Origin of the sequence: Bradyrhizobium sp. ma5 (assembly GCF_042258955.1) — a bacterium.
Taxonomy (GTDB): Bacteria; Pseudomonadota; Alphaproteobacteria; order Rhizobiales; family Xanthobacteraceae; genus Bradyrhizobium.
In genome coordinates, this window is sequence record NZ_CP170156.1 from 8723447 (window position 1) to 8744404 (window position 20958).

Annotated in this window: 23 protein-coding genes; 6 read left to right on the top strand and 17 right to left on the bottom strand. The window is 64.7% G+C overall.

The annotated features are described in order from the left end of the window. Nucleotides 1-3: 3 nt before the first annotated feature. Both ACE103_RS41225 and ACE103_RS41230 read left to right on the top strand, forming a co-directional pair. On the top strand, nucleotides 4-1560 hold the full coding sequence (locus ACE103_RS41225; RefSeq protein WP_375777608.1) for a DHA2 family efflux MFS transporter permease subunit: 1557 nt from the start codon (nucleotides 4-6) through the stop codon (nucleotides 1558-1560). Between the two features lie 288 nt (nucleotides 1561-1848). Beyond that, entirely contained in the window at nucleotides 1849-3159 is a 1311-nt protein-coding gene (locus ACE103_RS41230) for an ABC transporter substrate-binding protein (RefSeq protein WP_375777609.1), read from the top strand. Between the two features lie 187 nt (nucleotides 3160-3346). Here the strand turns inward: ACE103_RS41230 and ACE103_RS41235 are convergent, their stop codons facing one another. The 4 genes from ACE103_RS41235 to ACE103_RS41250 all read right to left on the bottom strand — a co-directional run bounded on the left by ACE103_RS41235 (nucleotide 3347) and on the right by ACE103_RS41250 (nucleotide 6574). Next, nucleotides 3347-4516, bottom strand: a complete 1170-nt coding sequence (locus ACE103_RS41235; RefSeq protein WP_375777610.1) for a Gfo/Idh/MocA family protein — start codon at nucleotides 4514-4516, stop codon at nucleotides 3347-3349. Nucleotides 4517-4617: 101 nt separating this feature from the next. Next, entirely contained in the window at nucleotides 4618-5151 is a 534-nt protein-coding gene (locus ACE103_RS41240) for an ester cyclase (RefSeq protein WP_375777611.1), read from the bottom strand. Continuing rightward, the gene (locus tag ACE103_RS41245) at nucleotides 5144-5533 is read right to left on the bottom strand and encodes a VOC family protein (protein ID WP_375777612.1); all 390 of its coding nucleotides are present in this window, start codon (nucleotides 5531-5533) and stop codon (nucleotides 5144-5146) included. Before ACE103_RS41245 ends, ACE103_RS41240 begins: the two co-directional genes overlap by 8 nt. A 15-nt stretch (nucleotides 5534-5548) precedes the next feature. Beyond that, complete coding sequence (locus ACE103_RS41250) at nucleotides 5549-6574, bottom strand: polysaccharide deacetylase family protein (RefSeq protein WP_375777613.1); 1026 nt, start codon at nucleotides 6572-6574, stop codon at nucleotides 5549-5551. Between the two features lie 99 nt (nucleotides 6575-6673). Here ACE103_RS41250 and ACE103_RS41255 point away from each other — a divergent pair, with 99 nt between their 5' ends. Beyond that, entirely contained in the window at nucleotides 6674-7582 is a 909-nt protein-coding gene (locus ACE103_RS41255; RefSeq protein WP_375777614.1) for a LysR family transcriptional regulator, read from the top strand. Here ACE103_RS41255 and ACE103_RS41260 read toward each other — a convergent pair. The 8 genes from ACE103_RS41260 to ACE103_RS41295 form a co-directional block, all read right to left on the bottom strand. After that, nucleotides 7561-8415, bottom strand: a complete 855-nt coding sequence (locus ACE103_RS41260) for a shikimate dehydrogenase (RefSeq protein ID WP_375777615.1) — start codon at nucleotides 8413-8415, stop codon at nucleotides 7561-7563. The genes ACE103_RS41255 and ACE103_RS41260 overlap by 22 nt on opposite strands. A gap of 21 nt (nucleotides 8416-8436) precedes the next feature. Next, the gene (locus tag ACE103_RS41265) at nucleotides 8437-8901 is read right to left on the bottom strand and encodes an SRPBCC domain-containing protein (protein ID WP_375777616.1); all 465 of its coding nucleotides are present in this window, start codon (nucleotides 8899-8901) and stop codon (nucleotides 8437-8439) included. Nucleotides 8902-8911: 10 nt separating this feature from the next. Continuing rightward, the gene (locus tag ACE103_RS41270; protein ID WP_375777617.1) at nucleotides 8912-9235 is read right to left on the bottom strand and encodes an ArsR/SmtB family transcription factor; all 324 of its coding nucleotides are present in this window, start codon (nucleotides 9233-9235) and stop codon (nucleotides 8912-8914) included. Nucleotides 9236-9380: 145 nt separating this feature from the next. Beyond that, nucleotides 9381-9983 (bottom strand): protocatechuate 3,4-dioxygenase subunit alpha, encoded by a 603-nt coding sequence (gene pcaG, locus ACE103_RS41275; RefSeq protein ID WP_375777618.1) that lies wholly within the window; start codon nucleotides 9981-9983, stop codon nucleotides 9381-9383. A 1-nt stretch (nucleotide 9984) separates the two neighbouring features. After that, nucleotides 9985-10686 carry a protocatechuate 3,4-dioxygenase subunit beta gene (pcaH, locus tag ACE103_RS41280; RefSeq protein WP_375777619.1) on the bottom strand — a complete coding sequence of 234 codons (702 nt, stop codon included), beginning with the start codon at nucleotides 10684-10686 and terminating at the stop codon, nucleotides 9985-9987. A 43-nt stretch (nucleotides 10687-10729) separates the two neighbouring features. Beyond that, a complete protein-coding gene (locus tag ACE103_RS41285) occupies nucleotides 10730-11269 on the bottom strand; it encodes a DUF4863 family protein (protein WP_223971965.1) in 540 nt (179 codons plus the stop codon). A 14-nt stretch (nucleotides 11270-11283) separates the two neighbouring features. After that, on the bottom strand, nucleotides 11284-12012 hold the full coding sequence (locus tag ACE103_RS41290; RefSeq protein ID WP_375777620.1) for a nitroreductase: 729 nt from the start codon (nucleotides 12010-12012) through the stop codon (nucleotides 11284-11286). Then, nucleotides 11988-13223, bottom strand: coding sequence for an ABC transporter substrate-binding protein (locus tag ACE103_RS41295; RefSeq protein WP_375777621.1), 1236 nt, complete (start codon nucleotides 13221-13223; stop codon nucleotides 11988-11990). The genes ACE103_RS41290 and ACE103_RS41295 overlap by 25 nt, the downstream gene beginning before the upstream one ends. Nucleotides 13224-13454: 231 nt before the next feature. On the opposite strand from ACE103_RS41295, the gene ACE103_RS41300 reads away from it, so the two are divergent. Further along, on the top strand, nucleotides 13455-14432 hold the full coding sequence (locus ACE103_RS41300; RefSeq protein ID WP_375777622.1) for a LysR family transcriptional regulator: 978 nt from the start codon (nucleotides 13455-13457) through the stop codon (nucleotides 14430-14432). 34 nt (nucleotides 14433-14466) lie between these two features. Here ACE103_RS41300 and ACE103_RS41305 read toward each other — a convergent pair whose 3' ends face one another. Next, on the bottom strand, nucleotides 14467-15651 hold the full coding sequence (locus tag ACE103_RS41305) for an ABC transporter substrate-binding protein (RefSeq protein ID WP_375777623.1): 1185 nt from the start codon (nucleotides 15649-15651) through the stop codon (nucleotides 14467-14469). Between the two features lie 210 nt (nucleotides 15652-15861). Between ACE103_RS41305 and ACE103_RS41310 the strand changes: the two genes are divergently transcribed. Further along, a complete protein-coding gene (locus tag ACE103_RS41310; RefSeq protein WP_375777624.1) occupies nucleotides 15862-16452 on the top strand; it encodes a MarR family winged helix-turn-helix transcriptional regulator in 591 nt (196 codons plus the stop codon). 18 nt (nucleotides 16453-16470) lie between these two features. Here the strand turns inward: ACE103_RS41310 and ACE103_RS41315 are convergent, their stop codons facing one another. The 3 genes from ACE103_RS41315 to ACE103_RS41325 form a co-directional block, all read right to left on the bottom strand. After that, nucleotides 16471-17709 carry an NAD(P)/FAD-dependent oxidoreductase gene (locus tag ACE103_RS41315; RefSeq protein ID WP_375777625.1) on the bottom strand — a complete coding sequence of 413 codons (1239 nt, stop codon included), beginning with the start codon at nucleotides 17707-17709 and terminating at the stop codon, nucleotides 16471-16473. Continuing rightward, nucleotides 17706-18077 (bottom strand): non-heme iron oxygenase ferredoxin subunit, encoded by a 372-nt coding sequence (locus ACE103_RS41320; protein ID WP_375777626.1) that lies wholly within the window; start codon nucleotides 18075-18077, stop codon nucleotides 17706-17708. The genes ACE103_RS41315 and ACE103_RS41320 overlap by 4 nt, the downstream gene beginning before the upstream one ends. A 65-nt stretch (nucleotides 18078-18142) precedes the next feature. Continuing rightward, entirely contained in the window at nucleotides 18143-19366 is a 1224-nt protein-coding gene (locus ACE103_RS41325; RefSeq protein WP_375777627.1) for a Rieske 2Fe-2S domain-containing protein, read from the bottom strand. A 103-nt stretch (nucleotides 19367-19469) separates the two neighbouring features. Here ACE103_RS41325 and ACE103_RS41330 point away from each other — a divergent pair, with 103 nt between their 5' ends. Beyond that, nucleotides 19470-20345, top strand: coding sequence for an SDR family NAD(P)-dependent oxidoreductase (locus ACE103_RS41330; RefSeq protein WP_375777628.1), 876 nt, complete (start codon nucleotides 19470-19472; stop codon nucleotides 20343-20345). A gap of 10 nt (nucleotides 20346-20355) precedes the next feature. Here the strand turns inward: ACE103_RS41330 and pcaG (ACE103_RS41335) are convergent, their stop codons facing one another. Next, entirely contained in the window at nucleotides 20356-20958 is a 603-nt protein-coding gene (gene pcaG / locus ACE103_RS41335) for a protocatechuate 3,4-dioxygenase subunit alpha (RefSeq protein ID WP_375777629.1), read from the bottom strand.

Consider the following 20958-nt stretch of genomic DNA (forward strand, 5'->3'; position numbering starts at 1 on the left):
GCGATGAATGCACCGTCACCATCCGCCGTGCCCGGCATGCGCCGGAACATGGTGACGATCTGCGCGATGACCGCGACGATCATGCAGGCGCTCGACACCACGATCGCCAACGTCGCGCTGCCCTATATGCAGGGCTCGCTGTCGGCCTCGCAGGACCAGATCAACTGGGTGCTGACCTCCTACATCGTCGCGGCCGCGATCATGACCGCGCCGGTGGGCTGGATCGCCAACCGCTTCGGCCGCAAGCGCATCTTCATCATCTGCTCGGCCGGCTTCACCGTCGCCTCGGTGTTTTGCGGCCTGGCGCAGGACATCAACCAGATGGTGCTGTTCCGCCTGTTGCAGGGCGTGTTCGGCGCGGCGCTGGTGCCGCTGTCGCAGGCGGTGATGCTCGATTCCTACGCGCTGCATGAGCGCGCCAAGGCGATGTCGATCTGGGGCATGGGCGTGATGATGGGTCCGATTATGGGACCATCATTGGGGGCGTGGCTGACCGAGACCTATTCCTGGCACTGGGTGTTCTTCGTCAACCTGCCGTTCGGCTTGTTCACGGTGCTCGGCCTGATCATCTTCATGGACGAGACCAGAAAGGACCACGCGCTGCGCTTCGACTGGTTCGGCTTCGGCGCGCTCGCAGTCGCGATCGGCGCGCTGCAGCTCGCGCTCGACCGCGGCGAGCAGCTCGGCTGGCTGGAATCCAACGAGATCATGATCGAATTCATCGTGGCGGCGGTCGGCGCCTACTTCTTCTTCGCCCATTCGCTGACCACCGACAAGCCGTTCATCCAGTTCGCGATCTTCAAGGACCGCAATTTCCTCGGCGGTGTCGTGTTCATGACGGTGATGGGCCTCGTGCTGTATTCGACCATGGCGCTGTCCTCGCCCTATCTGCAGAACGTGGTCGGCTATCCGATCATCACCGCCGGCCTGTTGCTGGCGACCCGCGGCGCCGGCACCTTCGTCGCGATGATGCTGGTCGGCCGCCTGATGCGCTATATCGAGGCGCGCACGCTGATCGTCTCCGGCCTCGCGCTGACCGCGGCATCGCTGTTCCAGATGACCGGCTGGACCGACATGACCCAGGCCAGAGAGATCATCATCGTCAGCGTGATCCAGGGTTTCGGCTTCGGCCTCGTGTTCGTGCCGCTGTCGACGGTGGCGTTCCTGACGCTGCCCAACCAGCTGCGCACCGACGGCACCTCGATGCTGACGCTGTTCCGCAACGTCGCAAGCTCGGTCGGCATCTCGATCGTGATCGCGCAGCTCACCGAGGGCGGGCGGCGGATCTACGCCAAACTGTCCGAACAGATCAATCCGTTCAACCACGCGCTGCAGATGCCCGACGTCGCGGGCATGATCAACCTCAACACCGATGCCGGCCGCGCGATGGCCGACAGGATGGTGGCGGCGCAATCGCAGATCATCGCATTCTCGCACGACTACCAGCTGGTGATGCTGTTCATCCTGGTCTCGATCCCGCTCGCGCTGATGATCGGCTCGACTAAGGCCACACTGCGCGCGCAGTCGGCGCCGTCGGACCACGCCGCGGTGATGGAGTAGGTTTTCGCGTCCCTGCGCTTCGATCGCACTCGCTAACCCCAATGTTGATGTCATCGCCCGGCTTGACCGGGCGGTCCAGTACGCCGCGGCTTATCGGCTCAAGCACTGCAGCCTCTGGAATACTGGGTCGCCCGGTCAAGCCGGGCGACGACAGTTTTCAATGCGGCCGCCCCCTCCGAAAGCGCAAGACACCACCGCCGCAATCGCGTTGACTTTCCGACCTCGCCTCCCAATACTTCGCAAAAAACAAGTACCCGTCGCAAAATGACGGCTTCAGGGGAGGACGCGATGCCGACTTCACGCAGGACGCTGCTGAAGACTTCAGCGGCTGCCGCCGCTGCTTTCAGCTTCGATTGGACACGCGCGCAGGCGCAGGCCGAAACGGTCCGGATCGGCGTAATCTACGACCTGACCGGCCCGTTTGCCGCCGGCGGCTCGGTCGCCTCCTCGATCGGCACCCAGATCGCGATCGATCTCGTCAATGAGAAGGGCGGCATTGGCGGCAAGTACAAGATCTCGCCGGTCAACGTCGATTCCCAAAGCAAACCCGATGTCGCGATCAACGAGGCCAATCGGCTGATCGACCAGGAGAAGGTCGACATCCTCAACGGCGTGTTCGCAAGCTCGCACGCGGTGCCGCTCGCCGCCAAGGTCGAGCAGCAGAAGCGGATCCTCTGGATCACGACCGCGGTCTCGACCGCCGTATTCAAGGACAAGAACCTGCAATACGTGTTCCGCGCGCAGATCCATTCTGACCAGTACGGCCAGGCCTTCGGCGGCTTCCTCGGCGAGCACGCCAAGGCCAGGCTCGGCATGGAGCCGAAGGACGTCAAGGTCGCGCTGATCCATGAGGACGGTCCGTACGGCGTCGGCGTTGCCGCCGCCGACGAGATGTTCGCGAAGGAAGCCGGGCTGCAGGTCGTGCTCAAGGAAGGCTATTCGGCCTCCGCGCCTGATCTCTCGGTGTTGGTGACCAAATTGAAGCGCGCCAAGGCCGACATCATCTCACATGCCGGCTACAACCCCGACATCACGCTGTTCCTGCGCCAGGCGCGCGAGAGCGGGCTGAAGTTCAAGATGCTGTTCGGCGCCGGCGCCGGCTACAGCCAGCTCGACAAGCTGCGCACGACGTTCGGCGCCGACATCGACAATTTCTGCAACATCGACCCTGTTCCGGCGCAGCTGCTCGATCCCGCCAAGCTGGCGCCGGGGGTCGGCGATCTCACCAAGGTGATGGTGGCGCGCTATCGAGAAAAGACCAGCGCCACCGAAGTGCCGCCGCACTGCTCGATGGGCTTCAACCAGACCTGGGTCCTGCTCAACAATGTGCTGCCGGTCGCCAAGGAGAAATACGGCGGCTTCGATCCCGAGGCGATCCGCAAGGCCGCGCTCGATGTCGACATCCCGCCGGGCGGCACGATCCAGGGCTATGGCGTGAAATTCTATCCGCCGGGCACGCCGATGTCCGGCCAGAACGAACGCTCGACACCAGTCGTGATGCAGAACGCCGGCGAGCGCATCACCGTGGTGTGGCCGACGAATATCAGGACGCAGGACCCGGTGTTCCCGCTGCCGAAGGGATCGGTGTACGGGGCGTAGGGTTGGCGCGTTTGTTGCGGCTCGCTGGAAAGCTATCCCCGTCATCCTGAGGAGCCCGCACTTGCGGGCGTCTCGAAGGATCGACGGCCACCGGCCGGGCCGTGCATCCTTCGAGACGCGCTACGCGCTCCTCAGGATGACGGGTCTGGCGTGAGTATACGCGGGTAATCTCGTTGTTCCCGCCACCCTACAACACCACCCGCCGCCCCTCGTCCGCCGCCCAATAGCCGGCGTAGTTCACCTTCGTCGTCTCATATGCCAGCGCAAGGCCCGCGAGCGGCTGCCGGCCGGTCGCCACGCATTCCATAAAATCCTGGATCTCCTGCAGGTAGCCGCGGGTCCATTCCTCTTCGAGGCAGACATACTGCCAGCCGGTTTTGCGATCGACCTTCTCGGTGATGTAGACCGAGGCGAGCTTTTCTTCTGATGTCTGGTAGCTCACAAGGTGCGTGTTCGGCGTGATGTTGGCGAACAGCGAACCGCCCGAGGTGTAGGTCTCGATCAGGTTGCGCACGCCGCCCATGATCATGTCGCCGGAAAACACCGTCGCCTTGGTGCCGTCGGAGAAAGTCGCGGTCAGCGTGCCCCAATCCTCGACGTCGACCGGATTGGCCTTGATGTAGGCGCGCTCCTCGGGCTTCAGACCGGCCGTAACGTTGCCGACATCGCAGGTGACACTCGCGACATTGATCGTCTCGCCGCGGGCCTTCGCCTCGACCTGCTTGAGATAGAGCACGGCCGATAAGGGATGGCAGCCCATCCGGATCAGTGAGCCGCCGCCGGTCATCGCCCACTCTGCGGCGTGCGCAGCATGCGAGCCGGAATGGCTCTCTTCGCCCTTCATGAACAGGATCTTGTCGCCTGTGGCGCGGATGATCTCCGCGGTCTTGGTCACGGCAGGCGCATAGATCCAGTCCTCGGCATACATGAAGAGTTTTCCGCTGCGCTCGATCGCGGCGCGGGTCTGCTCCATCTCCTCCATCACGCGCTGGTACATCTGCGCCTTCGGGACATTCTTGCCGATCGGCACCTTGTCGCCCTCGCGCCCGAAATAGCCGCTGAACGGCTTCTCGCAGATCACGTGCTTGCCGGCCTGCATCGCCTCCACAATCATCGCGGCGTGCAGGTTGGGCGGCGTGCAGATATCGATGACGTCGAGCTCACGGTCGGCGACCAGCTCGGCAAAGCTGCGATAGGCATTCGGGATTCCGTGCTTGCGCGCGAAGTCATTGACATGGTTGCCGCGCGCCGCGACCGCCCTCACCTCGACATCGACGCCGTAGACGCGTCGATAGGCAACCATATGCAGCTCCGACACGAAGCCGCACCCGGCCAGACCGATCCTGATTTTTGTCATGGAGGATGCCTCTGAAGTCGCGGGGACAGGCACCCATCATAGCGGAGCGGCACGGCCGGTCGATGCATCCGGCGGCAGAAAAGCGTCTGCCGCCGCTTCCATCACTGCGCAAGCTTGGCAACACCCATCTTGGAGAGCAGGGTCAGATTGTCCTCGATATGCCAGTTATCGGTGACTCGGCCGCCGGTGACCTTGAGCAGATCGGTGGCGATGAAATCGATCGCCTCGCCGCTGCCCTTGGTCGTGCCGAAGCTGCCGGTGAAATGGCCGCGGAACTGCATGTGCACGGTGACGTAGTCGCCGGCCACGATCATCTTGACAACTTCGACCGAGAGGTCCGGCACCGCGGCACGGAAATTTTTCGACGCGAAGGCCGGGCCTTGCGGTCCCTGCGGACGGCCGGCCGGCAAGGTGTGGTCGACGAAACTATCCGCGATCGCGGCCTTGAGCGCTGCCTCGTCGCCGCTGTTCCAGAACTGGTAGAACGCTTTTGCCGCGGCGACCGTGGCATCACGATCCGCTGCAGGGACGGTGGTCGCGACGACGAGATCGTCGATCTTCACCGCGTCGGCGCGTGCGGGCGCTGCGAGCAGCACGCCGATGGCCAAGACCGTGGCGGCCAGAACACTACGCATTGTCGTTGCTCCTCGTTGCCGCCTCGCGTTCGCGAAACACCAGTTCGAGCAGGATGCCTGTCGGCGTGCGGACAAACAACCGGCGCTCGCCGAGCTCCGGCAGGTCCATCGTCGAATAGGGGACGGAGAGCGTCTCGATCTTGTGGCGATAGGCGTCATAGCCTTCCAGCCGGAAGCCGACATGGTCGATGGTTTCGCCGCGCGGATCGTTGCGCGCGCCCTCGCCAGGGATCAGATGCACCACCGGCTCGCCGTCGGCATAGAGCCAGTAACCGGGGAAGGCGAAGCCGGGGCGATAGCCCGGCTTCACGTCGAGGAGATTCTCGAGGAAGGCACGGGTGCCTTCCAGATCGCTGGTGCGCAGGGTGACATGGTCGAGCATCGATGCCTCCCGCGATCAGGCCGTCGGTCCGGGCAGGCCGGTCACGCTGGGCGCGCCGCGCTGGATCACCGGCGTATTGGCGCGGTTGGCAAGCGCATAGCGGGCGATCTCGTCCTTGCGCGCGAACCAGACGTCACCCTTGCTCCTGGCATAGGACAGGAAGCGATCGAGCACCCGCGCCCGGCCGGCATGACCGGAGATGCGGTCGTGCAGGCTGATCACCATCATCCGCCGCCGCTTCGCGCCTTCCTCATAGAGCTGGTCGAACTCGTCCTTCAGCGCCTGCTCGTAGGCGGCCGGATTCCAGCCCTGGAACGGGAAGGAGACGATGTCGTTCATGTGCATCGTGTAGGGCACGGTGACGAAATCCTTGCTGCGCACCGGCACGATGAAGGGTTCGTCATGGCTCGGCTCGTCGATGTGATAGAGGAAGCCGAGATCCTGCAGCGTCTCCAGGATGTGGACCGAGTTGCGCATCCAGTACGCGTTCCAGCCGATCGGCGTTTGTCCCGTGATCTTCTGGATCGTCTCGACGCTGTCGGCGATGAAGCGCTTCTCCTGATCCTTCGGCAACTGATACGAGTTGCTCCAGATCCGGCCATGCGCGGCCGCCTCATGACCACGGCGCACGATTTCCCTGGCGATGTCGGGCGAGGTCTCGACCGCCTTGCCGATCATGAAAGACGACAGCTTGATACCGTGCTTGTCCATCAGATCGAGCAGGCGCGGGATGCCTTCGTAATGGCCGTAGGCGAAGAACGCATTGGTCGGCAGATCAGGCACGCCCTTCTCGATCGGATCGGGAATGACGCCGCCGGCGCCGGAGATCGGCTGACCGCCGCCCTCGAGCATCAAGGACAGGCTGACCGCGAGGCGCGCGCCGTTCGGCCAGAAGCCGCCATTGGACGAGGTCTGCGTGTCCGAGGCGGCGTTGGCCGGCTGGGCCGCGGCGTTGAGCCCGGCGACGGCAAGGGCGCCGGCGGCACCAACCGCCTGGAGGGTTTTGCGGCGGCTGAGATTGGTGGGGGAAGATTGGGTCATGGCTGATCTCCTTGTTGATGGAAATCAGCCTATTCTATTTCCATTATCAGTATTATCCTTCGCAAAATCGATATACCCTCCACTTTTTGGAAATAAACTGTGTTGGACGACATCACCGAGCTTCGGACCTTCGTGAGGATCGTCGCCACCGGCAGCCTGTCCGCCGCCGGTCGCGAGATGGGCATCGCGCTCAGCGTCGTCAGCAAGCGGCTCGCGACCCTGGAAAGGCGGACCGACACCAGCCTTATCGTGCGCAGCACGCGCCACCTCGCGCTCACCGAGGAGGGACAAAGGCTGTTCGACCGAGCACAGCGCATCCTTGCCGAGGTCGACGAAGCGGAAGCCGCGCTGGCGCATGGCCGCGTCGAGCCGCAGGGCGTGCTGCGGGTCAGCGCGACGGTCGCGCTCGGTCGCGCTCATGTCAGTCCGGTCTGCCGGGATCTCGCGCTGACCTATCCGAAGATGTCGGTCGAACTGATGCTCACGGACCGCCTCGTCGAACTGATCGACGAGCGCATCGACGTCGTGATCCGCATCGGCATGCCGCGCGACTCCGACCTGATCATGCGCAAGCTGATCGACAATCACCGCATCATTGCAGCGTCACCGGGCTATCTCGCGCAACACGGCGCGCCGGCCTCGCCCGAGGATCTCACGCTGCATAACTGCCTGCTCTACAACAGAGGCGCGCAGGCACGGTGGCGGCTGGTGCATAGCGACGGCCGCGCCGCCGAGATCGAGGTGTCGTCGCGGCTGCGCTGCGACAACGGCGAAGTCGCGCATGACTGGGCGCTCGACGGCGCCGGCCTGATCATGAAGAGCTGGGTCGACGTCGCGCCCGACCTCGCATCCGGACGCCTGGTGCAGGTGCTGCCGGCGTGGCGCAGCGATCCCGCGCCGGTCTGTGCACTGTACGCGCAGGGACGCCAGATGCCGACGCGCGTGCGGCTGTTCCTCGACGCCATCTCGAAGCGAATGACCGCGTTTCAGGCAACCGGCGGCGCGTAGCGTTGCGCCATCACGGCATCGAACGCATTTGCCATCGCGGCATGCGGCGGGGTTAATCCCGTGAACAGCTTGAACGCATCGGCCGAGGCGTTGATCGCCAGCTCACGTCCGGTCAGGACGCTGGCGCCTTTGGCTTTTGCTGCGGTCAGCAGCGGTGTCCAGAGCGGCGTGTAGACCGCGTCGGCGACCCACATCGCCGGATGCAGCAGCGCGTCCGGCACCGGCGTGTCGCGGCTCGGCAGCATGCCGACCGGCGTTGCATTGACGAGGCCGGCGGCGCCGTCCACTGCGGTCGCGACGCTCGTGGCGTGAACCGCATGGCGATCCGCCAATTGGGCGGCAAGCTGCGCGGCCTTGGCGGCATCGGCGTCGAAGACCCTGATCCCGGCAACGCCGAGGGCGGCGAGCACAAACGCAATCGCCTTGCCGACACCGCCGGCACCGATCAGCGCGATCGGGCCGCGTGGCGCTGACGCAAGGAGCGGTTCGATTGCACGCGAAAAGCCTGTCGCATCGGTGTTGTGCCCGACCAGCCGAGCGCCATCGACGACGATGGTGTTGACCGCACCGATCGCGCGCGCATCGGGTGCGAGGTCATCGAGCAGATCGACGAGCGCTTCCTTGTAGGGAAAGGTCACGTTGACGCCGGCAAAGCCGAGCCGCCGGATGCCCTCGAGCATGGCGCGCAGCTCATCGCGCCCGGCATCCTTCACCTCGATGAGCTGGTAGTGACAACGAACACCCAGCGCTGCTGCGGCCTGCTCGTGCATCGCCGGCGCCGCCGAATGCGCGATCGGATACCCGATCAGACCAGTCAGGAAGCGATCGCGCATTATCCCTCACATCGGAAGTGCTCAGCTCATGCGGTCGAGCCGAGCATAGCTGTCTTCCATGCCGTGCTCCATGCCGGTCGCGAGCATCGCCGCGCGCGTCTCGGCGTCCGGCAATGTCATCCGCATCGTCATCACGGTGCCGCTGCCGTCGGGCGCAAACCGCGTCTCGACACGATTGTCGGGCGTCGGATCCGGCAGATGCATGCGCTCGACATGCACGATGCGGCTGAACGGTTCGAGTTCGACATATTCGCCGGTCAGATGAAAGCCGCCGCCCTTGCCGTCGGTCCATTCGTAGCGGATCTTGCCGCCGGGCCTGAGCTCGCTGATGCAGACCGGCATGGTCCAGCCTTCCGGACCGAGCAGCCACTTTTGCAACAGCTCCGGCTCGGTATGCGCGCGATACACCGCCTCGGGCGGCGCGACGAAGCGCCTGGTGACAACGATATGGCGGTCGCCTTCGGTCTTCAGCGTCAACTTACTCATGGGATACCCTTCACTTCTCTGGCTTCATGGCGGCCAGCACTCCGTCCAGCCGGTCGTAATTGGTTTCCAGCGCCCGCCGCAGCATGCCGAGCCATTGATCGATCTCGGTGACCGCCGTCGGCGCCAGCCGGCACGGCCGCTTGGTGCCCTCAACGCGCCGCACGATCAGGCCCGCGCCCTCGAGCACCTTGAGGTGGCGGGAGATCGCGGGCTGGGTCATCTCGAACGGCTCGACCAGCTCCATGACCGTCGCCTCACCCAAAGCGAGACGCGCCAGGATCGCCCGGCGGGTCGGGTCGGCGAGCGCGGAAAAGGCGGCGTCGAGGTTGGGCATAATTGATCTCGTATCGGTTATATAACTAATTTGCTATATAACTGATCTCGCATGGTCAAGCAAAATCCGCTGCGGCGAAGGCGCGCAGCGGATTTGGATCGTTCCTTCAATGCTGGATTTGCGTGCCGCCAGGCGCGGTCAACGGCTAGACGTCGAAGAACACGGTCTCGTTGTCGCCCTGCAGGTGGACGTCGAACGTGTAGGTGTTGCCGGAGCCCGCCTTGCGCCTGGCGATCAAGGTGGCGCGGCGATCGGCCGGCACCAGCGCGAGCACGGTATCGCCGGCGTTGCCGGCTTCGTCATCAAAGTAGATCCGGGTGTAGAGGTGCAGCAGCATGCCGCGCGCGAACACCGCGAGCACGATGTGCGGCGCCTGCGGCTTGCCATCGGCGTCAGGCACTGAGCCTGGCTTGATGGTGTCGAACGCATAGAAGCCGCTGTTGTCGGTGCCGCAGCGGCCAAAGCCCTTGAATGAGGAATTCGGCAGCGCGCGTGCGTCCTGCGGATCGGAGAAGCGGCCCTGGCTATCGGCCTGCCAGATCTCCAGCATGCAGTCCGGGATCACGGCGCCGTCGCCGTCATAGACGATGCCCTCGATGCGGATGCGCTCGCCCGAGACGTCAGGCGTCAAGAGATTGCTGGTGAAGGCGTCGTTCCATTCGTACTCGCCGTTCGGCGTCAGGCCGTATTTGAAATAGGGGCCGACGGTCTGCGAGGGCGTGATTCCATCAGGACGCGGGTTCGACACGTTACTTGGTCTCCATCGGCGTGGCATTGCGGCCGCGCAGCACGATATCGAAGCGATAGCACAGCGCCCATTCCGGCTGGGTGTTCTCGAGATCGAACGACGAGATCATCCGCGCCCGCGCCTTCTCGTCGGTCACCGAGTTGAAGATCGGGTCGAACGGAAACAGCGGATCGCCGGGGAAGTACATCTGCGTGACGAGACGCGAGACGAAGGCGTGGCCGAACACCGAGAAGTGGATATGCGCGGGCCGCCAGGCGTTGTGGTGATTGCCCCACGGATAGGCGCCCGGCTTGATGGTGATGAACTTGTAGTAGCCGGATGCATCGGATTGGGTCCGGCCAGCGCCGGTGAAATTCGGATCGAGCGGCGCCGGATGCTGGTCAACGACGTGGATGTAGCGGCCGCAGGCATTGGCCTGCCACAGCTCGACCAGCGTGTTGGGCACGCCGCGGCCGTCCTCGTCGCGCACGTGTCCATGCACGATGATGCGCTCGCCGAGCGGCTCACCCTTGGCCTGGATGGTGAGATCATTGTCGTGCGCGCGCACCGTCTCGTGACCATAGACCGGACCGGTCAGCTCGGAGAGCGTGTGCCGCATCGGGATCAGCGGCCTCGAGGGCGAGCGCTTGAGCGCGCTCCGGTAGGCCGGAGACAGCCGCGCAGGATGAACGCTGTTCGAAGTGACCGGATAGATCAACGTCATGTGTCTTCTCCAGACGGGTTCGCCGCCAGCCACCAGCCCGACGTCAGGCCGGCGCCTTGAAGTCATACGAGATGCGGCCGGCCGGCAGATAGAACAGCGCGATGACAGCGCCGCCCCTCACTTCCGGATAGTGCCGGCTGCCGGGATCCGGCGCGGTCCAGCCCGGTCCTTGCCAGCCCTGCAACCCCTTCAACTCGGCGCCCTTGTCGAGGGGAACGACGAGGTTGAGTTCGCCATAGGGATGGCCGTGATACTGCCCGCGCAGCACGTCGTGATCGTCCTCGTCCTTGAAGCGACGCGGATCGGTGCTGTTCATGTAGACCGCGGTGATGCTGAACTGGAAGGTTTCCGGGACCGGCTCGAGGATGCGGCTGCGCCGATAGTTCGGGCCTTCGACTTCCTGGTTCGCCGCCCAGCCCTCCTCGACTCCCATTTTGATGAGACGCGCGAGATCCTGGTAGAGCGCGCTGCCCTCTCCATAGGTCTCGTTGAGCCATCGCTCCATCGCCGCGCTCGGCGTCATGTCCTTGACTTCGCGCAGAAACGGAATGCTGCGTTCGATAAGCTGCTCACGGCTTCCCATGGCTCTCTCCTGTTCTAGTTCTCAAAACCCTTGAAGGAGGCGAACGCCTCCAGATCCGCACGCGGCATCAGCCGCGCTCTCGCCTGATGCTTGGGATGTCCCATCGAGATCCCGCAGGCCACCATCTGCTCCGCGGGGATCGACAGGGCCGGGCGCAATATCCGGTGATACTTGGCGAAGGTCTCCTGCGGACAGGATTGCAGCCCGCGGCCGACCGCCGCCAGCATCACGTTCTGGACGAACATGCCGAGATCGAGCCAGCTGCCCATCGCGAGGCGACGATCGATGGTGACGATCAAGCCGACCGGCGCGCCGAAGAACGCAAAGTTTTTCGCGGTCTGCCTGCTCCGCGCCGCCATGTCGCTCTGTGCGATACCGAGCGAGTCATAGAACAATCGCCCGAACTCCTGGCGGCGACCAAGATACGGCTCCGGAAACGCGCTAGCGTAGTATTGATATTCGGAGACGTGCTCGTTCGGCTCCGTCTCATACGCGTGCAGAAGCGCAGCCGACACTTCGGCCTTCGCTGCGCCTGCCAGCACATAAACGTGCCAGGGCTGGATGTTGGCGCCGCTCGGCGCGAACCGCGCCACGCGCAGGATCTGCTCGACGGTCGATCGCGAGACAGGACTGCCGGAGAACTCACGGCAAGAGAGCCGGCCGGCGATCACCTCGTCGATCGGATTGCGCGCAAGCTCGCACGCAGCGTTCGGCTCGATCACGATTTCTTCAGAAGCGGACATCCGCCGTCCTCCATCGGTCTGAAGGCCTCTTCCCCGGGGATGGTGGCCAGGAGCTGGTAGTAGTCGAACTGGTACTTCGACTGCTCCGGCGACTTGACGCGGAACAGATACATGTCGCGGACCAGCCGGCCGTCCTGCCGGATCTTGCCGTTGCGGGTCATGAAATCGTTGACGGGCAGCTCGCGCATCTTGGCGGCAACGGTCGGTCCATCGAGCGTGCCGGCGGCCTCGACCGCCTTGAGGTAGTGCATGACTGCGCCATAGGTGCCGGCATGGATCATCGACGGCACCTTCTTCGTCTTCTCGATGAAACGCTTCGACCAGGCCCGCGTCTCGTCGTTGAGATCCCAGTAGAAGGCCGAGCTGAGCATCAGGCCTTGCGCGCTCGACAGCCCGAGACTGTGAATGTCGTTGATGAAGACAAGCAGGCCGACGAGCTTTTGCTCGCGCGTCACGCCGAACTCCCCCGCCTGCTTCACGGCGTTGACGAAGTCGCCGCCGGCGTCGGCGAGCGCGATCACGTCCGCCTTGGAGGCCTGCGCCTGCAACAGGAAGGACGAGAAATCGGGCGTATTGATCGGGTGTTTGACGGCGCCGACCACCTTGCCGCCGGTGGCATCGATCACCTTGCGGCTGTCGGCCTCGAGCTGCACTCCGAGCGAATAATCGGCTGAAACGAAAAACCAGGATTTGGCGCCGAGCCGCGAAATCGCTTTCGTCGTCCCCTGCGACAGCGCATAGGTGTCGTAGGTCCAGTGGATGCCGGTCGGCGAGCACTCGTCGCCGGTCAGGCGAGAGGTGGCGGCGCCGGTGGCAAGAAACAACTTCTTCTTGTCACGGGTGATGCCCTGCACGGCCAACGCCACGGCAGAATTCGGCACGTCGAGGATCACCTCGACGTTCTCGTTCTCCAGCCACCGGCGGGTGATCGCAGCACCAATATCCGCCTTGTTCTGATGATCTCCCGCGACGATCTCGATCGGGCGGCCCAGCACCTTGCCCTTGAAATCGTCCGCCGCCATCCGCGCCGCGACGACCGAGCCCTGGCCGCCATTGTCAGCATAGAGCGACGACATGTCGGTCAGCACGCCGAGCCTGACCGGCCCGTTCTGCGCCATCGCCGGCGCTGCGAGCATCATGAGCGCCAGCGCCAGCGCCAACCCGAGCGACTTGCACGCGCCACCATGGTCCGATTGCACTGAGGCATTCATCTGTTACTTCCTCCCAACCCGGCGCCGGCAATCTTGGCCAGAACGCTGGATTGCGGAAGTGAAAGTCTTGCAGGGTGATCCTGAACCGCCTTCAGAACGCCGACAGTGGCGATGCGGCGACGCTCTCTCCGACAATCCGATCGGTTGCATCGGCCGGGCGGCTGGCCTTAACTGCGCGCGATCGCAAAATTTGATCGAGGCGCGCGATCCGCAACAGACGGGACTCTCGGCGTGTCCGTTTCCTTCAAGACCCTGGACCTGAACCTACTCAAGGTGTTCGACGCCGTCATGGAGGAGCGCAGCGTGCTGCGCGCCAGCCAGAAGGTCGCGCTGAGCCAATCCGCCGTGAGCCACTCGCTGGCGCGGCTGCGCGAGATGCTGGATGACGAGCTGTTCGTCCGCACCGCGACCGGCATGCAGCCGACGGCGCGGGCGCTGACGATGGCGCCGCAGGTGCGCCAGGCGCTGCGATCGCTGGAAGCCGCGGTCGAGTTGCCGACCTTCGCGCCCGCGGTCTCGACCAAGCCGTTCACGCTCGCCGCCAACGACTTCACCACGATGGTGCTGGCGCCGCCGCTCCTGAAGATCCTGGGCCGGGAAGCGCCGGCGATCGACCTCACCATCAAGCCGGTGACGCGGATCGATCTTGCCGAGCAGATCGACCTCGGCCGCATCGATGTCGCCATCGGCGTGTTCTCGTCGCCGCCGAGCCGCTTCCGCACGGCGCTGCTGTTCGAATATGACGACGTGCTGATCGTCGGCAAAAAGCGCAAACTCGGCCGGCTCGACAAGGCAAAGCTCGCGAGCTTGCCGCTGGTCGTCGTCTCCTTCGGCGGCGAGCAGGAAGGCGCGATCGGCGGCTTCATCTCCGAGCGTGGGCTCGCCAGACGTTCCGAGATGTACGACCGCCCCGCGCTGGAACGGGCGCTGGCCGACAGCGACCGGCCGCCACGGATCGCGGTCTCGCTGCCGCATTTCCTTGCCTTGCCCGCGTTGCTTATCGATTCCGAACTGGCTGCGATCGTCCCGCGCCCGCTGGCGCGCGCGCTCGAGCAGGCGCACGCGATCACGACCCATGAACTGCCCTACACCACGACCCCCGTGGAGGTTCGGCTGCTCTGGCACGAACGCGTCGAGGGCGAACCGTCGCACGAATGGCTTCACGAGGTGCTCCGGCGCGCCACCGAGGAGCTCAGGCGCGGCCGCTAGCGGCCGCGCTCGATCCACGATCATCGGCCGACACTCATTGCGCGGCCATGACGCCTGATATCGGCACCCAGCGCTCGCCGTCGAAACGCTGCGGCCGCAGCGAGGTGATCAGGCGATAATCGTCCGGGCTGCTGTTGACGGTGATGCCCGGGATCAGGCCCGGAAGCGCAACGTTCTTCAGCGCGGTCGCCTGCTTCATGATGTTTTGCCGGGACAGATCATCGCCGCAGGCCTCGATGACCCTGGTCATGAGGACCGCGACATTCCATCCGGTGAAGTTGAGCTGATCCTCGATATCGCCCTCGGGATAGTATCTTTTCATGAAGGCCAGCCACTCCAGATAAGCGGGATCGTTGGCCCATTCGGGATCACCGACCGACTTGGTCGGTGTCGCCGAGATGGCGCCCTTGGCGTTTTCGAGCCCGGCCGGCTTGAGGATGGTCGGCACGAAGTTGCTGCCGATCGGCAGGAACTGCTGCGCATGCCAGCCAAGCTCACCGGCCTTGCGGATCGCCTGCGAGGTGAACTTGCCTGTCGACGCATTGAGAAAGACGTTGGCATTGGTGCTGGCGAGCGCAACGACCTGCGAATCGACCGTCGGCGACGTGACCTCGTAGGGCGAGGCCGCGACAATCTCGGCCTTGGGATCGAGCCGGGCCAGCTCGGCCTTGAAGCTGCGCAGATACTCGCGACCATAGTCGTCGTTCTGGTACAGCACGGCGACGCGCGAGGCCGGCGTGTGCTCGGCCACCAGCCGCGCGTAGATCGCAGCCTCGGTGCTGAACAACGTCATCCCCGAAATAGTGTAGGGGCTGGTTTTCGGATCGGCAAAGCGCTCGCTGGCCGCAAACACGAACAACTGGGGGATCTTCTTGGCGTTGAGATATTTCTGGACCGCCGCATTCTGCGCCGTCCCCATGCTGCCGAAGATCGCGACCGCCTCGTCGTTCTCGATCAGCCGGCGCGTCTGCTCCACGGCCTTCGGCGGGCTGTAGCCGTCATCGAGCGAGATCAGCTTGACCTTGTGGCCGTTGATGCCGCCGCGATCGTTGATCATCCGGAAATAGCGGGTCTGCACCTTGCCGACCGCGCTCAGCGCCGACGCCGGCCCGCTATAGGGCATGGTCTGGCCGAGGATCAGTTCGGTCTCGGCCGCCTTGGCCGGGCCACAGGCGGCCACGAAAGCTGCGAACAAGACAATCGCGCGAAGTCCGCGCATGAGGCTCCTCCCTGTTTTCTTACTCGGAATATTCTTCCTAGGAAGATAAATGTCAACCGGAACGAAGGCGGCAATTGGCCGTTCCGCGGCGCGAGGTGTGGGGCTTGCAGCGAGACGAGGTACTTGCGGGGCGACACGTCAGTTCGACGGTGTTAAATTGCCGGGACGCATGATGCCGGCGCCGTTGGCGTGGGAAGAGGATTGGAAGGAATGAAGAAGAGCAGCGTGTCACGCCGCGCCGAACCTGCGATCAAGCAGCCCACGCCCGACAGCACCCTCTACGACGACATCGAAGCCGCCTGGTTGGCGCAGCGCCCGGACCTCGACCTCGCCGCGGCCTGCACCTTGCTGCGGCTGGAGCGCGTCAACCAGCTGCACGAATTGCGCCTGCAGCAGATCGCGAAAGCCGTCGGCCTGCAAACCGGCGAGCTTTACGTATTGCTGGCGCTCAGGCGCTCGGGGAAGCCGTACGAGTTGCGCCCGACCGACCTGTTCCGCGCGCTCCTCGTCACATCGGGTGCCATGACCAAGCGCGTGGCGCGGCTCCAGGAAGGCGGCTTCGTCCTGCGCGTCTCGGCCAGCGATGATGGCCGTTCGGAGCTGGTCCGCCTCACCGCCAAGGGCCTTGCGACCGCAGACCGCGGCATTGCCGAGGTCGCGAGAGTAGTTGAAGGCGTGACCGAGGCGAGCGGGCTCACCAAGGCGGAGCTCGCCATGCTCGACCGCTGCCTGCGCAAGCTGCTCGCCGTCAGAACCGTGAAGGCGCCGAAGAAGCCCGGCCGGCTTGCGGCAGCGGACTAGCTGCCGCTGCCTGCAACACTAGGCGACTGCCTTGTCACCGCGTTTCAGGAGCGACTTGAGATCGCATGAGCCGTCTTCGGCCTGCTCCGGTGTCGGCGAAATGCCGGCTGCGATCAGGCGCCGCGCCACCATCTGGTCGCCGGGATTGTTGATGCTGTCGACCGCGACCAGTCTTCCCTGCCGGTAGTTGAACACGGAGAACCGGCCGGCTTCGATCGCACCGCGGATCACAGTGCGGTCGCTGCGCGCGGCGAGGCCAACGGTCTGGAGCTTGAGATCGTGCTGATCCGACCAGAACCTCGGCACGCTGTCGTAGGGCTCGTGGCTATCAGCGATCGCAAGCCCGACCGTCCTTCCCTGGTCCTGCGCGTGCTGAACCGACTCCAGCCTGATCCAGCCCTCGGCAAACCGGCTGTAGTGATTGGCGCAGTCGCCGGCGGCATAGATGCCGGGGTATGCCGTCCGTCCATTCTCATCGACTACAATTCCGTTGGCGCATTCGAGCCCTGCTGCGGCGGCGAGCTCATCATTGGCGATGCCGCCGATGCCAACGACGACGAGATCCGCGCCAAGACGGATGCCGCCGTTCAGCTCGACCGCCGCAACCCGTCCGCCATCTCCGATCATTGCCGAAACGGCCGTGCCGAACTTCACCGCGACGCCCGCCCGGGCGTGAACATCGAGCAAAAAGCGCGACACCGCCGGAGACACTGCCCGTTCGAGCAAACGCGATGCCGCCTCGATCACCGTCACCCGCTTGCCGAGCCTCGCTGCCGAGGACGCGACCTCGAGACCAATGAAGCCGCCGCCGACGATCACGATCTCGGAGGCCTGGCCGAGCCGCACCTTGAGGTCGACGGCATCGGCGATCGACCTGAGATAGCAGACCCCGTCGAGGTCGGCGCCGCGGACTGCGATCTTCCGCGCACGCGAGCCGGTGGCGATGACGAGGCTGTCGAAGTCGAACGTCGCGGCGCCGGCCAACGCGACCCGGCCTGCATTGCGATCGATCTCGACGACGCGGTGGCCTAGACGCAGTTCGATCTTGTTGTCGGCGAAAATAGCCTCGTCGTGCATCAAGAGACCCTGCCCGCCGATCTCGTCGAGCAGAAAATCCTTTGACAGCGGTGGGCGCTGATAGGGCAGCGCGGGCTCGTCGGCGATCACGGTCACCGGTTCGACATAGCCCGCGTCGCGCGCGGTGAGGGCCGCCTGAAGGCCGGCATAGGAGGCACCGACGACGACGAGGCCGCTCATGGTTTGACGTCCGCACCGCCGACGCCTGCGGCTTCCAGCACGGTGCCGCCGTCAAGCTGCACATAGATCTCGCCGTCGCGGATCTCGACCTTGAATGCCGCGATGTCCTTGTAGGCAGTCGACCGGCATTTGCCGTCACGGACATCGAACATCGCACCATGCAGCGGGCATTCGATCACGTGCCCTTCGAGAAATCCCGATGACAGCAGCGCAAACGCGTGCGAGCAGACGTCGTCGGTTGCGAAGATGTCGTCGTCGACCTTGTAGAGCGCGACGCGGCGGTCGCCCACCTTGAAGCCCAGCGGCTCGCCTTCCGACAATTTCGCGGCGGCGCAGAGATGGTGCCAGGTCGATTCTTGCAAAGTCATGGGATGACCTCTCCGGGGCCAATGGAGGGAGATGGGCGCGGACACGGCCGCGCCCGGGCTTCCGATCAGCGGGGAATCTGCCGCCAATCCTCGGAGGCGGAGGCGAGCCGGCCACCAACCGCGCGGATGTCTTTGTAGGACATGGTCTCGCTCTGGCCGCTCTTCGGCGCCTTGCCGGCCATGAAGCCGCGCACCTCGTCGAGCAATTGCCGGCGCACCCTGACGATCGCCTGGTCGGCCGAGCAGAGATATTCCTGCGAACGGTCGACGATCGGCCCCATGCTGACCATGACCACGAAATCCTCGATGACGATTTCGTGGAAACCGGTGCTGTTGCCGGCATCCATGATCTGGCGGTTCTGGCCCCAATTGGTGCTTTGATCGCCCGGCAGGCCGCCGGCCATCGGCCACTGGTTGGCGCGCTGCACCTTGCGCCACGAATCCACCGGCTTTTCCGGATTATAGAAGATGTACCACTGGATCAGGTTCTCGTCGTCGATCGGCACCGCGATGATCGCGGTGCGATCCTGCTGCGGTCCGGAGAAGATCGGCGCGATCAGGCCGTAATAGGGCATCACGAACTCGGTGACGCGCGCGAGGCACGATCCATCCGGCGCCGTGCGCAGCGCCGCGGCACGGAAGCCATAGGACTTCTTCTCGAACTCGTAGCCGACTTCGGTGTTGACGCGGGTGGCGCCGAAATCGGTCGACGATGTCGCGGTCCAGCTCTGGTGCAGCAGCGCGACATGCGAGGAATCGATGGTGGCCTCGACGCCCTGCAGCCAGTTGGCATTGAGCTCGATGCCGGCCGCGTAAACCTGGTCCGGCAGCAGATCCATCCACTCGAAGTCGGGCGCGGGCGGCGCCGTGCCCTCGCCGAGCCAGACCCAGATCAGCCCGGCGCCTTCCCGCACCGGATAGGCTTTCGCCCTGACGGTCTTGGCGAACTCCCTGGGGTTGTTCGGCTCGTTGGGAACATCAAGCACCTCGCCGTGCGCATTGATCTTCCAGCCGTGAAACAGGCAGGTCAGCGAGCAGTCGTCGACCCGCGCCAGCGCCAGCGAGGCGCCGCGGTGCGGACAGGCCTCGTCGAGGAAGCCGACGGTGCCGTCCTTGCCCCTGAACGCCACGAAGTTGCGGCCGAACAGCTTGACGCGGACCGGCGCCTCGCCCTTGCGCACGCGCACCGAAAGCACGGCAGGCAGCCAATAATGCTGCCGCAGCATCCGTCCCATCGGCGCGTCACCCGTGACGCGGCACAGCAGTTCGTTCTCTTCCCTGGTGACCATCGCGAAACCTCCCTGGTTGACGCCTTCGACGTTCTGCGCTTAATATCTTCCTAGGAAGATTCTTGTCAAGATATCTTCCAAAGAAGCCATATCGGGAGATCGCATGACCAAGGGACGCCTCAAGGACCGCATCGCGCTGGTGACGGGAGGAAGCCGCGGAGTTGGAAAGGGCGTGGCGATCGGCCTCGCCGAGGACGGCGCGACCGTGATCGTCACGGCGCGCACGCGCAACAGCGGCGGATCGGAATGGCCCGGCTCGCTGGATGAGACCATCGCCGCGATCGACGAGGCCGGCGGCCGAGGCATCGGCCTGCTGTGCGATCATTCCGACGACGGTTCGGTGCAGGAGGTGTTCGACCTGATCCGGCGCGACCACGGCCGGCTCGACGTGCTGGTCAACAACGTGTTCGCGGCGCCGAACGTGATGCCGGTCAATGTGCCGTTCTGGCAGGTCCCGGCCTCGCTGTGGGACACCATGCATCGCGTCGGCCTGCGCTCGCATTTCGTCGCCAGCCAATTCGCCGTGCCGCTGATGCTGCCGCAAGCGCGCGGCCTGATCGTCAACACCTCGTCGGGTGGCGGCGTCAGGTACACGTTCAACGTTCCGTTCGGCGTGCAGAAATCAGGCGTCGACCGGATGGCGCGCGACATGGCGCATGAGCTGAAGCCGTTCGGCATTGCCGCGGTCTCGATCTGGCCCGGCTACATCAAGAGCGAGAAGCTTGCGGCGCAGCCCGACCGGGTGCCGCCGGCGCTCGCCAAGCTGATTGCCGAGCGCGGCGAGACACCGCTGTTCGCCGGACGCGCCGTCGCCGCACTCGCCGGCGATCCCGAGATGATGGCCAAGAGCGGGCAGATCCTGCTCGCCTCGGAGCTCGCGGCCGAATACGGCTTTACCGACATCGACGGCAAGGTCCCGCCGCCGCCGAGCCGCGATCCCGCACCGCTTGCCGTGTTCAAGCCGGCCGTCGCGACCTGAGAGCGGCCGATCAGACGTCGAAGAACACGGTCTCGTTGTCGCCCTGCAGGCGAACGTCGAACGTGTAGGTGTTGCCGGAGCCTGCCTTGCGCCTGGCGATCAAGGTGGCGCGGCGATCGGCCGGCACCAGCGCGAGCACGGTATCGCCGGCGTTGCCGGCTTCGTCATCGAAGTAGATCCGGGTGTAGAGGTGCAGCAGCATGCCGCGCGCGAACACTGCGAGCACGATGTGCGGCGCCTGCGGCTTGCCATCGGCGTCAGGCACCACGCCGGGCTTGATGGTGTCGAACGAATAGTAACCGCTCTTGTCGGTGCCGCAGCGGCCAAAACCCTTGAAGGAGGAATTCGGCAGCGCGCGCGCATCCTGCGGATCGGAGAAGCGGCCCTGGCTATCGGCCTGCCAGATCTCCAGCATGCAGTCCGGGATCACGGCGCCGTCGCCGTCATAGACGATGCCCTCGACCCGGATGCGCTCGCCCGAGGCGTCAGGCGTCAGGAGATTGCTGGTGAAGGCATCGTTCCATTCATACTCGCCGTTCGGCGTCAGGCCGTATTTGAAATAGGGGCCGACGGTCTGCGAGGGCGTGATTCCATCAGGACGCTGGTTCGACAC